A 15,671-nucleotide genomic window follows, 5' to 3' on the forward strand; every position below is an offset into this window, starting at 1 on the left:
ACGCGTCCCGGTTCCCCTTTTTGGCTGATTTGAGAGACACGGGTGAATACGCCGTGGGGATATGGTCAAATATGCCCCATCTACGCATCGCACGTTACGTCGTTGTGCGATGCTTGCCAACATTGTCCGATTGAGCCCCCTGAACCGCACGCGGGACAACCCGCGGCGGTATTTAAGATTTCAAGGAAGGTTTTGACCGTCTCGCAGATCAAACCCGGTTTCGACGTTTCTCGTCGCCTCGGTGTGCGCCCTTTGCGCACCCTGCCTGCCGCGCTTCTGACGCTTGCCACATTGACCTGTGGCCTATTGGTGCCCGGCGTGGCACAGGCCGATTATCGTGTTCGTGTCGACGCACCAAACGGCCTGGCCAAGCTCCTCAGGGACAATCTCGACCTCGTGCGTTATGCCGAGCGCGACGACATTGGAGAGGCGCAGTTCGAGCACCTGATTGCGACCGTCGGTGAGCAGATTCAGGAACTCACGTCGACGGAGGGCTATTTCTCCCCCGTCACGCACGTGGACGTGGCCACCATCAACGGCCGCCACGACGTTCACGTCACGGTCGACTCGGGACCGCGCACGTATATCAAGAACCTCGACCTGAAGTTCGAAGGCCCGGTGATCGAGCAGAACCCGCAGCGCGTCGAGCAATTGCGTCGCGCCTGGGAGCTGCCGGTGGACGCCCCGTTCCGTCAGGCCGACTGGGACAAGGCGAAGAACGACACGCTGTTTCAACTCGGACAGAAGCGGTATCACGCGGCGAAGATGTCGTTCTCGCGCGCAACGGTCGATGCCGACAGCGACACGGCGTCGCTTGCGGCCACCTACGAGAGTGGCCCGCCGTTCACGCTGGGCCCGCTCATCATCTCCGGCACCCGGCGCTATCCCGAGCAGATCATCCGCAACGTCAACCCGCTGTCCGAGGGCGAGCCGTTCGACGCCGATCGCTTGCAGGAACTGCAACGCCAGATTCAGGCGACGCCGTATTTCTCGAACGTCATCATTTCGGTGACGGAAGATCCCGAGAAGGCCGCGAACGCGCCGATCGAGGTGAACGTGCGCGAGTTCCCGGAACACCGTGTGCAGAGCGGGGTGGGTTATACGACGGATACGGGGGCGAGCGTCAATGGCCGGTATTCCTACTACAACCTGTTCGGCCGCGCGTGGACATTCGACTCTCAGGCGCGTCTGGAGCAATACCGGCAGGGCGGTTATGCCGAGATCGGCATGCCGCCCGACACCACCGGGTACACCAATAGCCTGCGCGGATCGTTCGAGCGCACCTATCTGAACGGCCTCGATCAGCGCTCGAGCCAGATCGGCGTGAAGCGCGCACGCTCGCGCGAGCGCTACGACTGGGCCTACACGCTCGACCTCTACCGCGCCGACGAACGTCCGGACGGCGGTCAGCGATTTCTCAACAAGGCGCTCGTACCTGCGTTTGCCTGGAACCGTCGTGACGTGGACGACCTGATCTTTCCCCGCAAGGGCAACATCATCAACACGCAGATCGGCCTGGCCGCGAAGCCGCTGCTGACCGATCAGAGTTTTGCGCGTCTCTATGGCCGTATCCGCCAGTACTTTCCCGTCGGACAACGCGATCTCGTGATCGCTCGTCTGGAGCTTGGCGCCGTGCTTACGAACGGCAACACCAACCGCATCCCGTCGCCGCTGCTGTTCTTCGCGGGCGGTACGTCGTCGATTCGTGGGTACACCTATCAGAGCATCGGCCGTCAGCAGAACGGCACCACATTCCCGACGAAGTACCTCGGTACGGCGAGCCTCGAATACCAGCGCTGGGTGACGCGCGACTGGGGCGGGGCGGTGTTCTGGGACGTCGGTACGGCGACCGATGACTATCGCCATCCCACGCCGCTATATCACGGCGTGGGTTTCGGCGTGCGTTGGCGCAGTCCCGTCGGCCCCGTGAATCTCGACCTTGGCTACGGCGTGCGCGACCGGCGCTTGCGTCCGGCTATTTCGCTGGGGGTGGCGTTCTGATGAGTACGATGCCCCTCGACAGGACGCCCGGCGACACGCCTGCGCCGCCGCCTCCCCCCGCGGCGCCTGTGTCACCCCCTCCACCCCCTCCACCTCCGCGCCGTTGGCGATGGGGCCGCGCACTGGCGGGCATCGTCCTGACGCTGCTGCTGATCGTCGTGCTGGCGATCGGCGCGCTGCTCTGGGCCGTCTCGAGCGAGCGGGGCAGCCGCTGGCTGTGGCAGACGGCCGTGTCGACGCTCGGCGGCAAACTCTCGGGCGAATGGCACAGCGGCAGCGTTGCCCATGGCTTCACCGTGCGCGACGTGCGCTATCTCGACGGCGCAACGCGCATTACCGTGAGCCGTCTCGAAAGCCGCTGGGAACTGCAATGGCGTCCGCTGCATTTCACCGTCGACAAGCTGCACGCGGGCGATGTAGAGATGGCGTTCGCGCCGTCGCCGCCATCGAACACGCCAACGACGATGCCATCGAGCCTGCGGCTGCCGCTCGGCCTGACGCTGAACGACGTTCGCGTCGCCAAGCTCACGCTGGATTCTCCCGCGCTGGTGCTTGACGACATTCGTGTCTCGGCGCGCAGCGACGGTACGCAACACACGATTCAGGTCGAGCACCTCGGCACCCCCTACGGCGAGGCGCAGGCGAATCTGCAATTGAACGGACGGCATCCGTTCGCGCTCGGCGGCAATGTCGGCTTGCAAGCCAAGGCGGGCGAGATTCCGGTGGCGTTGCAGGCCACGCTGTCCGGCTCGCTCGACGCGCTCGTCGTCGACCTGAGCGCGAGCGGCGAGAAGTTGAACGGGACGGCGCATATCGCCGCCTCGCCGTTCGGCCCGGTGCCGCTCTCGCGCGCACAGATTTCGCTCGATCACCTGAATCCGCGAGATTTCGCTGCCAGTGCACCGCAAGCGGATCTTGCGGTGCAGGCCGACTTGCGGCCCGAGCCCGGCGCCAGGGAGTTCCGTGTGCTGGGGCCGGTGTCCGTCACCAATGCCAAGCCGGGGGCCATCGATGCGGGGTGGCTACCCGTCGAGAGTTTGCGCACCCAGGTGCTGCTCGACGCAACGCGTCAGGCGTTGACAGACATCGAGTTGAAGCTTGCGGGGCGCGCGGTGCTCACCGGTAGCGGTGAGTTGCGCCGCGAGACGATTGCCGCGACGGCCGCTGCTGCGCCCGTGGCGTCGGGGGCAAGCGGCGCGAGCGTTGCCACTGGGGCGACACCGGGTGCCGAAGCCACCGTCGGCGGCTTTGCCCTCACGATGCGCGATCTCGACCTGCGTGCGTTGTACGGCAAGCTGCCGGCGACGAGACTCGCCGGGCCGCTCGATATCAAGCTCGACGCCGCGGGGCAACGCATCGTTCTCGACTGGCGCGACGCCGCCCGGCACGTGTTGGCCGATGTCGGTCTCGACGCCAAGGGCACCACGATCCACGCGCTCTCGCTCGATGCCGGTAACAGCAAGGTCGCTGCAACGGGGGTGCTCGAAAATGGCGACACCGGCGCGTATCGGGCGCAGATCCGGCTCACGCGTTTCGACCCGGCTGCGTGGTACGACCTCTACGGTCCGCAAAAGCGTGGCGCAAAGACTCCGGCGGCGAGCGTCACAGGACAATTCGACGCGCAGGGCACCCTGCGTCCGGCGTTCGGCCTCTCACTGAAGTTTGCGTTGCAGGACAGCGTCTACGCCGACTTGCCGATGAGTGGGTCGGGCACTGTCAGGCTCGCGGGCACGCGTCTGCTGCCGAGCGACGCCAACTTGCTCGTGGCCGGCAACAAGGTGGTGCTGCGCGGCAGCTTCGGCGCGCCCGGCGACAAGATGGCGGTGAATATCGATGCACCATCGCTCGACAAACTCGGTTTCGGGCTCGCCGGCCGGTTGCAACTCGACGGGCAGGTGTCGGGCACGATCGAGCGTCCGGCGGTGGTCGCTACCCTCGCGGCCGACAAGCTCGTTTTCGGTGCGCAGAAGCTCGAGCATCTCACCGGCAAGGTGGACGTGAGCGGCGGGTTGCCGGGCGCGGCGGGCGATCGTCTTAATTTGACGCTCGACGGCCAGGGGTTCACGAGCGCCATCGCGCGGCTCGACAAACTCTCGGTGGCGCTGGCAGGCACCCGTGGCGCGCATACGCTGCATCTAAAGACGGCGGGCAAGCTGCGCGAAGCGCCGCTGGACATGGATCTCGACGCCGCTGGTGCGGTGACCGGCGCGGGAGGCAAACCGGGCTGGCGAGGCACGATTCACACACTCGAAAACCGTGGTGTGCCCAAGCTCAAACTGGCCACGCCGTGGCAGGTCGAAGCGAGTGCCGATCGTGTGCATCTTGGCGCGGCCAAGCTGGTGACGGGGGCAGGGGCGCTGTCGCTTGCGAACTTCGACTATGGCGATGGGCAACTGAAGACAGCCGGTACCATCGACGCGCTCGATATCGCACAGGTGCTGCGCGTCGTGGCGTCGTTCACGGGGGAGCCGTCGCCGGTCGCGAGCGACCTCATCCTCGATGGCAAGTGGGATGTGCGCGCGGGGCAGCGCGCCGATGGGTTCGTCGAGATCGTGCGTCGCAGTGGCGATGTGACGTTACGTCGTGGCGGCGTGAACGAAAACGTGAAGGTGACCGTGACAGGCATTCCCGGCCTGAGTGCCGAGAAGGGCGGCATCGGCGCTCGTGTGCCGCTGGGCATCTCGGAACTGCGCACACGCATCGATCTGTCGGGACAGACGGCACATGCAACGCTCAAGGCCGTCTCGTCGCTGGTCGGAACGGTCGACGCCGACGTACAGACTGGCTTGCATGTGCAAGGCGGCATGCCGAATGTACCGGACGATGCACCGCTTACCGGACGCATCGCCATCGCCATTCCAGACCTCTCGAAGTTCGAGGCGCTGGCGGGTGCGCAATTCGCGTTCAAGGGACGTGCCAACCTGCAAGTGACGCTGGCGGGCACCGTGGCCAAGCCACGCCCCACGGGCGAGCTGACGGCCGACGATCTGTCGATGCAAATGTTCGATACCGGCGTGAGCGTCAAGAACGGCCACGTGCGCATTGTGCTGACGCCGACGGAAATCGTGCTGCGCGACGTGGTCGTGACGGGCGGCGGCGGGGGCACGGCGAAGGCGACGGGGAACATCCGTCTCGACACGCCCGAGCCGACGCTTGCGATCGCACTGACCGCCGACAAGCTGCAATTGTTCGCTGCCCCCGACCGGCAGCTTTCGCTGAGTGGAGAGGCAAAGGCGGCGGGCAGCGGCGAGGCAATGGCGGTGACCGGCAAGTTCACCATCGACCGGGCACGTTTCGCCTTGCCGCCGACGAGCGCGCCGAAGCTGGGCGACGATGTCGTCGTTGTCCGCGGCGGAGCGCAGACGCGCGCCAAGCCGCTCGACCCGAAGGAAGAGGCCGCCCGCATCAGCGCGAAACCGGCGAGCCGCTTCTCGCCGCACATCAACGTGGAGGTGGATCTGGGACGCGACTTCCGCTTCGTCGGTGCGGGTGCCGATCTGCTGTTGCGCGGCAGTATGCGCTTGCAGAGCGACCCGCTCTCGCCGATGCGCGCCACCGGTACGATCACGGTGGCCGAGGGCACATACGAAGCGTTCGACCGCAAGCTCGCCATCGAGCGCGGTCAGATCAACTTCGTCGGTCCGCTGGACAATCCCGACATCTACATTCAGGCCATGCGCCGCAATCAGGAGGTTGCCGCCGGGGTGCTGGTCACGGGCACGGTGCGCCAGCCGCGCGTGTCGCTTGTCTCGGAGCCCAACGTATCGGACGAGGAGAAGCTCTCGTGGCTGATGTTCGGCCACGGTCCGGACGGTGCGGGTCTGGGCCAGCGTCAGGCGATGGCCGGGGCGGCGACGGCACTGCTCGGGGCGACCGGCGGCAAGCGCATCATCAAGGATCTGGGGATCGACGAGTTCAGCATCGGCACCAGCGACTCGGGGCTGGCGGACGACGAGCAGGTGGTGAAGGTGGGCAAGGCGATCTCGGACAACTTCGCATTGGGATATGAGCAGAGTCTCACCAGCGCGGCGAGTATCGTGAAGATTACGTGGCAAGTCTCGCGCCGCTGGCAACTGGTGCTGCGCACCGGCTCGCTGTCCGGCTTCGATGTGCTGTTCAACCGTCGTTTTGACTGACGCACGCATGGCGCAGCGAGCAGGGAAGCGGGCAATTGTGAAGCGTGAAGAGGAGGTGTTACCGATGCTAACGTCGCGTAGTTCCGTTCATCCGGCGCAAGGGTTGCGCCGGGGTCTTCGTTGGGGAGTGGCCATGGGATTGTTCGCGAGTCTGCTGGGGCTGTTCGGCTGCGATCAGCAGCAGATCGACAACGCGCGGGAGAAAGCGCGCGACACGTTCAACGCCATCAAGCCGGACGACATGCTGCTGCGCAACCTGACGCCCGGCGTGACAACCGAAGCGCAGGTGCGTGAGCAGATGGGCAAGCCCGAAATCGTCTGGGAAAACGACGACGGCTCGCGGCGGCTGGAGTATCCGCGCGCGCCGGGCGGCTTGCGAACCTACATGGTCGACATCGCGCCGGATGGGAAACTGCGCGCCGTTATTCAGGCGCTCGCCGCCGAGAATTTCCAGCAGGTGCAGCCGGGGATGACGCAGGATGACGTGCGGCGGCTGTTGGGCAAGCCAACGACGGTGGCGGAATACCGCTTGAAGAAGGAAACGGTGTGGAGCTGGCGCTGGCTCGAAGATGGCGTCAATACGCCGGGGATGTTCAACGCCCACTTTGGGCCGGACGGCCGTGTGACGGTCACGTCGCGCTCACCGGACCCGGCGTCGGAGCGTCCCTGATCCGGCGGGAAAGGTGCTGCGACGGGGCGATGCGGCACGCTCGCCGGGCGGGTTACTGGGCGAGCGGGCTTATCCGCTCACCTGAGTTTGCGCAGAGGCCGGTCATCTTCGGTTATGTCGCCTGATCTGCCTGAGCGGCTTGCGGGGCGTGCCGGTGACGATGCGTCACCATGCGATCGTGCAGGCGAACGATGATTCTGCTGCCCGTCTTGGCAAACAGGAACGGCAGTAACGCGTGCACGAGACAGGCCAGAAAGGCGCCCAGCAACGGCAGTGCGAACGACAGTGCCGATCCCATATGTTGGAAGTAGTTCTCGCCGACAGAGGCCGGGTGCTGAGTGAAGATTTTCATGTTGCCCCCAATTTTCGGAATATTTGTGAAGTTTACTTGCCGATCAGGGGTAAAGGGTTTCAAATGTTCGGTCGAATCGGGTAGGATTTGGAAGAATTTTCCTCCCGGGTGGCTGTCGTGGACAAAACCGATCTCGCAATTCTCGAAAATCTGCAAGCCGATGCCTCGCGCTCGCTGGGCGAACTGGCCGAGGCTGTCCATTTGTCTCCCACGCCCTGCTGGCGGCGTGTGCAACGTCTGCGCGAGAACGGGGTCATCACCGGGCAGGTGACGCTGTGCGACCCTCAGCAGCTCGATCTGCGTGTGACGGCCTTCGTGTTCATCAAGGCAGCGACGCACAGCGAGGACTGGATGGTTCGCTTCGTCGCCGGCGCGCGGGAATTGCCTGAAATCGTCGAAATTCATCGCATGGCCGGCGAGATCGACTATCTGCTCAAGGTCTACCTGCCGGACATTGCCGCTTATGACCGTTTCTACAAAAAGCTCATCCGCGTGGCCGATCTGCAAGACATCAGCGCGAGCTTTTCGATGGAGACCGTGAAGTTCACCACCGCATTGCCGGTGGATCATTTGCGCTAGCCCCGCGCCGGGACATCGGCCTGACGATTTTTCGAAGGATTCGAGACGCGGCGCGGCAGCCACGCTATCGATGCATCCCTTCGGACAAATCTCATGGCTCAGAACATCTACGGTAACCCCGGGTTTTGCGCCGGCTACAGCCAGTTGCCCCGGTGGCGGACATGGCGTCCGGCACCGGGGTGTTTGGCTTGGGAAGCGTCGCTGTGAAGTGCGGCACGCCTTTCCGTGGGTGGGTGAGGCTGCCTTACTTGACGCGCATGCCCGGCTTCGCGCCGTCGTGCGGTTCGAGGATGTAAATCCCCGGTTCGGCTTTCTCGTCGGCGGCCGATGCGGCGAGCACCATGCCTTCGGACAGACCGAACTTCATCTTGCGCGGCGCGAGATTGGCGACCATCACCGTGAGCTTGCCCACCAGCACTTCCGGCTGCGGATACGCCGACTTGATCCCGGAGAAGACGTTGCGCGTTTGCGCTTCGCCGGCGTCGAGCGTGAGTTGCAAGAGCTTGTCCGACCCTTCGACCGCCTTGCAATCGACGATGCGTGCGATACGCAGATCGATTTTTGCGAAGTCGTCGATGGTGATGACACCGTCGTCGGTGCTCTTGTCCGGCTTGCCGGCGTTCTCCGTCGTCTTGGCGGCTTTGTCCTTGCCCTTGGCCGCGGCAGCGTCCGTGGCCGGCGCGGCCGCTTGCAGCGAGTCGCGGTTGGCCGCGAGCAGCGCTTCGACCTGCTTGCCTTCGACGCGCGTCATCAGATGCTTGTACGCAGCGATGGCGGTGTCGGCGGTAAGCGGGCGGCTCACGTCGTGCCACGTTTGCGGCGCGATGTTCAGGAAGTGCTCCACGGCCTCGGCCGTCACGGGCAGCACCGGCTTGAGGTACAGCGTGAGCAGGCGGAATGCCTCGAGGCACACCGAGCAAGCCTCGTGCAGCGCGGCGGCCTGCGCCGGGTCTTTCGCCAGATCCCACGGCTTGACCGTGTCGACATAGCCGTTCACGGCATCCGCCTGTTCCATCACCAGACGCAGCGCCTTGCCGAATTCGCGGGCTTCGTAATACGCGGCGATCTGCGGGGCGACAGCACGCAACTGTCCCAGCAGCGGCGCTTGCATGGCGTGCGGCGACACGCGGCCGTCGAAACGCTTGATGAGGAAGCCTGCCGCGCGGCTGGCGATATTCACGTACTTGCCGACCAGATCGCTGTTCACGCGGGCGATGAAGTCATCGAGGTTCAGGTCGATGTCTTCCATCGTGTTGCTCAACTTGGCGCCGATGTAATAACGCAGCCATTCCGGATTGAGGCCCGTGTCGATGAAGCTCTGTGCGGTGATGAACGTGCCGCGCGACTTCGACATCTTCTGGCCATCCACCGTCAGGAAACCGTGGGCGAACACGTTGGTCGGCGTGCGATGGCCCGAGAACTCGAGCATCGCGGGCCAGAACAGCGTGTGGAAATACAGAATGTCTTTGCCGATGAAGTGATACTGCTCGGTCGTCGAACCCGGCTTGACCCACTCTTCGAAGTTCAGGCCACGCTGTGCGCACAGGTTCTTGAAGCTGGCGTAGTAACCCACCGGCGCATCGAGCCACACGTAGAAATACTTGCCCGGGGCGCCCGGAATCTCGAAGCCGAAGTACGGGGCGTCGCGCGAGATGTCCCAGTCGGCCAGCGTGGACTCGCCATCTTCACCGAGCCACTCCTTCATCTTGTTGGCGGCTTCGGGTTGTGCGAGACCGGCAACCCACTTGCGCAGGAACTGCTCGCAGCGCTTGTCCGAGAGCTTGAAGAAGTAATGGGTCGACGTCTTGCGCACCGGCGTGGCGCCCGAGACCACCGAATACGGGTTGAGCAGGTCGGTCGGCGCGTAGGTCGAGCCGCAGACTTCGCACGAATCGCCGTACTGGTCCTTGGCGCCGCATTTCGGACATTCGCCCTTGATGAAGCGATCCGGCAGGAACATCTCCTTGACCGGGTCGTAGGCCTGTTCAATATCGCGCGCTTCGATCAGGCCCTGGTCCTTGAGGGCGAGATAGACGCTTTCCGACAGCTCACGGTTCTCTTCCGAATCCGTCGAATAGTAGTTGTCGAACGAGATGCCGAAGCTGTCGAAATCGCGCTTGTGTTCCTTCCAGACGCGCTCGATCAGTTGCTTGGGCGTGAGACCTTCCTTCTCGGCGCGCAGCATGACCGGCGTGCCGTGCGTGTCGTCCGCACCCACGTAATAGACCTCATTGCCCTGCATCCGCATGAACCGTACCCAGATATCTGTCTGGATGTATTCCACCAGGTGACCGATGTGAATCTGGCCATTGGCGTACGGCAGGGCGGAGGTGACAAGAATGCGGCGGGACATGAGGATCGATTGTCTGTTGAGGGGTCGGGGAAAGGACGATTCTAGCAGGCGGGGCGGGATGACGCCCAATCGGGCGTCCCGGGAGAGGGATCTGCGGGGCGCGCGTTGGCCGGTGCCGAGGGGCGAGTGCAGGATCGAACGGCCAAAAAAAAGCCGGAACCAGGTTCCGGCATAACTAGGCACACGTAACGTCAATAACAAAGAGGAGATGGAAGCGCCCAGGTGGGCACTTCCGAAGGGTCTGAGCGATGTGACGCGGGTTTAGTTCAATCGATGCGCCGATTTTTCGATGTTGCGATGCAGCATGCGGGCGCTGCGAGCGTGTCAAACATATGCCCGGCGGACCGGGCATGTGTTTGAACGGCAAACGTGAGGCGTGGGGGGAATCAGCCGCGCGGTGCGTGCAGCAGGATTTCTACGCGGCGGTTCTGCGCACGGCCCTCGGCCGTGGCATCCGAGGCGACCGGCTGGCTCGAGGCCACGCCCGTGCCGCTCATACGGTTCATCGCGACACCGCGGCTGTTCAGATACTGGATGACGTTGGCTGCCCGGTTCTGCGAGAGGGGAACGTTGATCCGGTCGCCGCCCGTGCTGTCGGTGTGGCCCACGACGTTGGCGGTAATGCCAGGGTTCTGATTGAGCGAGGCGGCAACGTCGTCGAGCACGGCGCGGAAGTTCGGCTTGATGTCGGCGCGGCCGGTGTCGAACGTCACGTCGCTCGGCACGGCGACCTTGAGCGTACCATCGGGTTGTTCGGAGATCGTGGTGCCGGTGCCGGCCGTATGGCCGCCCAGCTTATTCTTGATGGCGCCCCAGTTGTACCCTGTCGCGCCGCCGGCGGCCGCGCCCACGGCGGCACCGATCAGCGTGCCGGTGGTATTGCCACCGATGAGGTTGCCCAGACCTGCGCCGACTGCCGCGCCGACGCCGGTGCCGACGGCAGTATTGGTGCCCTGCTGGGTCTGGCACCCGGCCAGCATGGCGGCAGCAGCCAGAACCAGCGCCGAAGCGCGCAGAGTGTTTTTATTCATTTAAGGCTCCTTCTCGATTAGCTTGCAGTCATGAAACAACGCGTGAGCACTTCGCCGAAGCACGCGCGCCTCGCAGGGGTTTTGAGCCTATGGGCGCAGCGTCTTTTACAATAGCGCTGAGTGTCAACCGCAGGCAAGGACAGATTGCCGCGACGGCTGGTTCCCCAAAACACGCGCGCCTCGCATGCTAATCGAGAGCGCGCGCCACGGATGTTACAAGTTGTTAGCGCCCGCCGAGGGCTTTCCCGGCGGGCCTCGACAGAGCGAGAGACCCATGGAAGTCGCCCAAATCAATGAAGTGCTGCGTGGCATCGTCGACCCCGACACGAGGCTCGATCTGATCGCCGGGAAGTATGTGAAGCAGGTTGTGGTCGAGCATGGCCACGTCGGCATTCAGATCGAGTTCGGCTATCCCGCCAAGAGTCAGTTCGAAGCGATGCGCGCGCGCATCACCGAGGCTGTGGGCAAATTGCCCGGTGTCGAGCGTGTGGCCGTCGAAATCAGCCAGAAAATCGTGTCGCATGCGGTTCAACGCGGCGTGAAACTCCTGCCCAACGTGAAGAATATCGTGGCCGTGGCCTCGGGCAAGGGCGGCGTGGGCAAGAGCACCACGGCCGTGAATCTGGCGCTGGCACTTGCGGCCGAAGGCGCCAACGTCGGTATTCTCGATGCCGACATCTACGGCCCGTCGCTGCCCACGCTGCTGGGCATTCACGGCAAACCCGAATCGAAGGACGGCAAGACGCTCGAGCCGATGAGCGGCCACGGGCTGCAGGCAAGTTCCATCGGTTTTCTGATCGAGCCGGACAATCCGATGGTCTGGCGCGGCCCGATGGTCACGCAGGCACTCGAGCAACTGCTCAATCAGACGAACTGGCGCGACCTCGACTATCTGATCGTCGACATGCCGCCGGGCACCGGCGACATCCAGCTCACGCTGGCGCAGAAGGTGCCGGTCACCGGCGCGGTCATCGTCACCACGCCGCAAGACCTCGCGCTGCTCGACGCCCGCAAGGGCCTCAAGATGTTTGAGAAGGTCGGCGTGCCGATCCTGGGCCTCATCGAGAACATGAGCCTGCATATCTGCTCGAAATGCGGTCATGAAGAGCCGATCTTCGGCGCGGGCGGCGGCGAGCGCATGAGCCACGATTTCGACGTCGACCTGCTGGGCAAGCTGCCGCTGGAGATGAGCATCCGCGTGCACGCCGATGCCGGCATGCCGAGCGTGGTGAGCGACCCGGATGGCCCGGTGGCCGATCGTTACCGGGCCATTGCCCGTAAGGTGGCGGTGAAGATCGCGGCCAGGCAGAAGGACATGACGAGCAAGTTCCCGTCGATCGTTGTTCAGAACACGTAAAGGCGCTCGCAGGGCGTGTGCGAGCCCCGCGCCGTGCGGTGCGAGTGAAAAAATCACCGCACCGCAACAATCGCGTAAAATACGCCCACTTTTTCACGTACTACGCCCATTCAGGCCCACACATGAGCATCAAGTCCGACAAATGGATCCGGCGTATGGCCGAAGAGCACGGCATGATCGAGCCCTTCGAGCCGTCGCAGGTCCGGTATTCCCAGGACGGGCAAAAGATCGTCAGCTACGGCACGTCGAGTTACGGCTACGATATCCGCTGTGCGGCTGAATTCAAGATCTTCACGAACATCAATTCGACGATTGTCGATCCGAAGAACTTCGACGAGAAATCGTTTGTCGACTTCTCCGGCGATGTCTGCATCATTCCGCCGAACTCGTTTGCGCTCGCGCGCACGGTCGAGTACTTCCGCATTCCGCGCAACGTGCTGACCGTGTGTCTGGGCAAATCGACGTATGCTCGCTGCGGCATCATCGTGAACGTGACGCCGTTCGAACCCGAATGGGAGGGCTACGTGACGCTCGAATTCTCGAACACGACGCCGCTGCCGGCCAAGATCTACGCCAACGAGGGCGTGGCTCAGGTGCTGTTCTTCGAATCCGACGAAGTCTGCGAGACCTCGTACAAGGACCGCGGCGGCAAGTATCAGGGACAGCGTGGTGTCACGCTGCCGAAAACCTAGCCTGCTACGCTCGACTCGCCGCCGGTGAGCATCTCCCATATTGCACTGCCCAAGAGCCACGGCCATGTCGGACCGTGGCTCGTTCTTTTGTCGAAGGAACGCCAATGAAATTCCGTTTTCCGATCGTCATCATCGACGAGGACTTCCGCTCCGAAAATATCTCCGGATCCGGGATTCGTTCCTTGGCGGAGGCCATCGAAGCCGAGGGCATGGAAGTCAACGGTCTCACGAGCTACGGTGATCTGACCTCGTTTGCGCAACAGGCGAGCCGTGCTTCGAGCTTCATCCTGTCCATCGACGACGACGAGTTCGGCACGTTCTCGAGCGAAGCGGGCGGTGAGGGCGAGGGAGAACTGGCGCTGGCCATCATCAACCTGCGCGCCTTCGTGCAGGAAGTGCGCCGTCGCAACCCGGACATTCCGATTTTCCTGTACGGCGAGACGCGCACGTCGCGCCATATCCCGAACGACATTCTGCGCGAGCTGCACGGCTTCATTCACATGTTCGAGGACACGCCGGAGTTCGTGGCGCGTCACATCATTCGTGAAGCCAAGTCGTATCTCGACTCGCTGCCGCCGCCGTTCTTCCGCTCGCTCACGCATTACGCGGCCGACGGTTCGTACTCGTGGCATTGCCCTGGGCACTCGGGCGGTGTGGCGTTCCTGAAGAGCCCGGTCGGCCAGATGTTCCACCAGTTCTTCGGTGAAAACATGCTGCGCGCGGACGTGTGCAACGCAGTGGAAGAACTGGGCCAACTGCTCGATCACAACGGCCCGGTGGGCGCGTCGGAGCGCAACGCAGCGCGCATTTTCAACGCCGATCACCTCTTCTTCGTGACGAACGGCACGTCGACGTCGAACAAGATCGTGTGGCATGCCACCGTGGCGCCGGGCGATATCGTCGTGGTCGACCGTAACTGCCATAAGTCGATCCTGCACGCGATCACGATGACGGGCGCCGTGCCGGTGTTCCTCACGCCCACGCGCAATCATCTGGGTATCATCGGCCCGATTCCGAAGTCGGAGTTCGAGCCGGAAGTCATCCGCGCGAAGATCGAGGCGAACCCGTTTGCCCGCGAAGTGCTCGAACGTGACCCGAACGCCAAGCCGCGCATTCTGACGATCACCCAAAGTACCTATGACGGTGTGATCTACAACGTCGAGATGATCAAGGAAGTGCTGGGCAACAGCATCGACACGCTGCATTTCGATGAAGCCTGGCTGCCGCACGCGGCGTTCCACGATTTCTACCGCGACATGCACGCGATCGGCGAAGGCCGCCCGCGCTCGTCGGAAGCGACCATCTACGCCACGCACTCCACGCACAAGCTGCTCGCCGGTATCTCGCAGGCCTCGCAGATCGTGGTGCAGGAGTCCGAAACTCGCACGTTCGATACGTACCGCTTCAACGAGGCGTATCTGATGCACACGTCGACCTCGCCGCAGTACGCCATCATTGCGTCGTGCGACGTGGCGGCCGCGATGATGGAGCCGCCGGGCGGCACGGCGCTCGTGGAGGAGTCGATCGTCGAGGCGCTCGACTTCCGCCGCGCCATGCGCAAGGTGGACAGCGAGTATGGCGATTCGTGGTGGTTCTCGGTCTGGGGTCCGGAAAATCTGGGCGACGAAGGCACGATCCAGCGCGAAGACTGGGTGCTGCGCGCGAACGACCGCTGGCACGGCTTCGGCGATCTGGCCGATGGCTTCAACATGCTCGACCCGATCAAGGCGACGATCATCACGCCGGGACTGGATGTGGAGGGCGAATTCGGCGAGAGCGGCATTCCGGCGGCCATCGTCACCAAGTATCTGGCCGAGCACGGCATCATCGTCGAGAAGACGGGGCTGTATTCGTTCTTCATCATGTTCACCATCGGCATCACCAAGGGCCGCTGGAACTCGATGGTGACCGAGCTGCAACAGTTCAAGGACGACTACGATCACAACCGTCCGCTGTGGCGTGTGCTGCCCGAGTTCGTGGCGAAGTTCCCGCGCTACGAGCGCATCGGCCTGCGTGACCTGTGCGATCAGATTCACAGTGTGTACAAGGCGAACGACGTGGCGCGCGTGACGACCGAGATGTACCTCTCGGACATGCAGCCGGCGATGAAGCCGACCGACGCATTCTCGAAACTGGCGCACCGCCAGATCGACCGCGTGCCTATCGATGAACTGGAAGGCCGCGTGACGAGCGTGCTGCTCACGCCGTATCCGCCGGGTATTCCGCTGCTGATTCCGGGCGAACGTTTCAACGCGGCGATCATCGAGTACCTGCGCTTCGCGCGCGACTTCAACGAGCGCTTCCCGGGTTTCCACACCGATATTCACGGTCTGGTCGTCGAGGAAGTGGACGGACGCCCCGAATATTTCGTGGATTGCGTGCGTCAGTAAGTCGTCCTGCCTGATGTGAAAAGTGGCCCCGTGTGAAAACACGGGGCCTTTTTTATGCGCCGATTGCCCGGAGGGCCGCGCGCCATATACGCCTGTTTGCGGCGTCTGAA

General features: G+C 63.5%; 10 protein-coding genes. 7 read left to right on the forward strand and 3 right to left on the reverse strand.

Annotated elements, in window-relative coordinates; genetic code table 11:
- Positions 1–243: 243 nt before the first annotated feature.
- The 3 genes from PCO31110_RS23100 to bamE all read left to right on the forward strand — a co-directional run bounded on the left by PCO31110_RS23100 (position 244) and on the right by bamE (position 6,807).
- Complete coding sequence (locus tag PCO31110_RS23100; protein WP_370855852.1) at positions 244–2,001, forward strand: autotransporter assembly complex protein TamA; 1,758 nt, start codon at positions 244–246, stop codon at positions 1,999–2,001.
- Positions 2,001–6,137, forward strand: coding sequence for a translocation/assembly module TamB domain-containing protein (locus tag PCO31110_RS23105; protein WP_150691507.1), 4,137 nt, complete (start codon positions 2,001–2,003; stop codon positions 6,135–6,137). Before PCO31110_RS23100 ends, PCO31110_RS23105 begins: the two co-directional genes overlap by 1 nt.
- 133 nt (positions 6,138–6,270) lie before the next feature.
- Positions 6,271–6,807: an outer membrane protein assembly factor BamE domain-containing protein gene (gene bamE / locus PCO31110_RS23110; protein WP_010805467.1), complete on the forward strand. Its 537-nt coding sequence runs from the start codon at positions 6,271–6,273 to the stop codon at positions 6,805–6,807.
- Positions 6,808–6,919: 112 nt separating this feature from the next.
- Here bamE and PCO31110_RS23115 read toward each other — a convergent pair whose 3' ends face one another.
- Positions 6,920–7,159 (reverse strand): DUF6356 family protein, encoded by a 240-nt coding sequence (locus PCO31110_RS23115; protein ID WP_010805466.1) that lies wholly within the window; start codon positions 7,157–7,159, stop codon positions 6,920–6,922.
- Positions 7,160–7,276: 117 nt separating this feature from the next.
- On the opposite strand from PCO31110_RS23115, the gene PCO31110_RS23120 reads away from it, so the two are divergent.
- Entirely contained in the window at positions 7,277–7,738 is a 462-nt protein-coding gene (locus tag PCO31110_RS23120) for an Lrp/AsnC family transcriptional regulator (protein WP_036662003.1), read from the forward strand.
- Between the two features lie 244 nt (positions 7,739–7,982).
- Here PCO31110_RS23120 and metG read toward each other — a convergent pair whose 3' ends face one another.
- Together metG and PCO31110_RS23130 are read right to left on the reverse strand one after the other, a co-directional pair.
- Positions 7,983–10,091 carry a methionine--tRNA ligase gene (gene metG / locus PCO31110_RS23125; RefSeq protein WP_150691508.1) on the reverse strand — a complete coding sequence of 703 codons (2,109 nt, stop codon included), beginning with the start codon at positions 10,089–10,091 and terminating at the stop codon, positions 7,983–7,985.
- A gap of 386 nt (positions 10,092–10,477) precedes the next feature.
- Positions 10,478–11,122: a YiaD family glycine zipper/OmpA-like lipoprotein gene (locus tag PCO31110_RS23130; RefSeq protein WP_010805463.1), complete on the reverse strand. Its 645-nt coding sequence runs from the start codon at positions 11,120–11,122 to the stop codon at positions 10,478–10,480.
- 274 nt (positions 11,123–11,396) lie between these two features.
- Here PCO31110_RS23130 and apbC point away from each other — a divergent pair, with 274 nt between their 5' ends.
- The 3 genes from apbC (at position 11,397) to PCO31110_RS23145 (ending at position 15,561) form a co-directional block, all read left to right on the forward strand.
- Positions 11,397–12,479: an iron-sulfur cluster carrier protein ApbC gene (gene apbC, locus PCO31110_RS23135; protein ID WP_150691509.1), complete on the forward strand. Its 1,083-nt coding sequence runs from the start codon at positions 11,397–11,399 to the stop codon at positions 12,477–12,479.
- Positions 12,480–12,601: 122 nt separating this feature from the next.
- Positions 12,602–13,171 carry a dCTP deaminase gene (gene dcd / locus PCO31110_RS23140; protein ID WP_010805461.1) on the forward strand — a complete coding sequence of 190 codons (570 nt, stop codon included), beginning with the start codon at positions 12,602–12,604 and terminating at the stop codon, positions 13,169–13,171.
- Between the two features lie 104 nt (positions 13,172–13,275).
- On the forward strand, positions 13,276–15,561 hold the full coding sequence (locus PCO31110_RS23145) for an arginine/lysine/ornithine decarboxylase (RefSeq protein ID WP_010805460.1): 2,286 nt from the start codon (positions 13,276–13,278) through the stop codon (positions 15,559–15,561).
- Positions 15,562–15,671 lie beyond the last annotated feature (110 nt).

The sequence above is a fragment of the Pandoraea communis genome (genome assembly GCF_902459745.1).
GTDB lineage: Bacteria > Pseudomonadota > Gammaproteobacteria > Burkholderiales > Burkholderiaceae > Pandoraea > Pandoraea communis.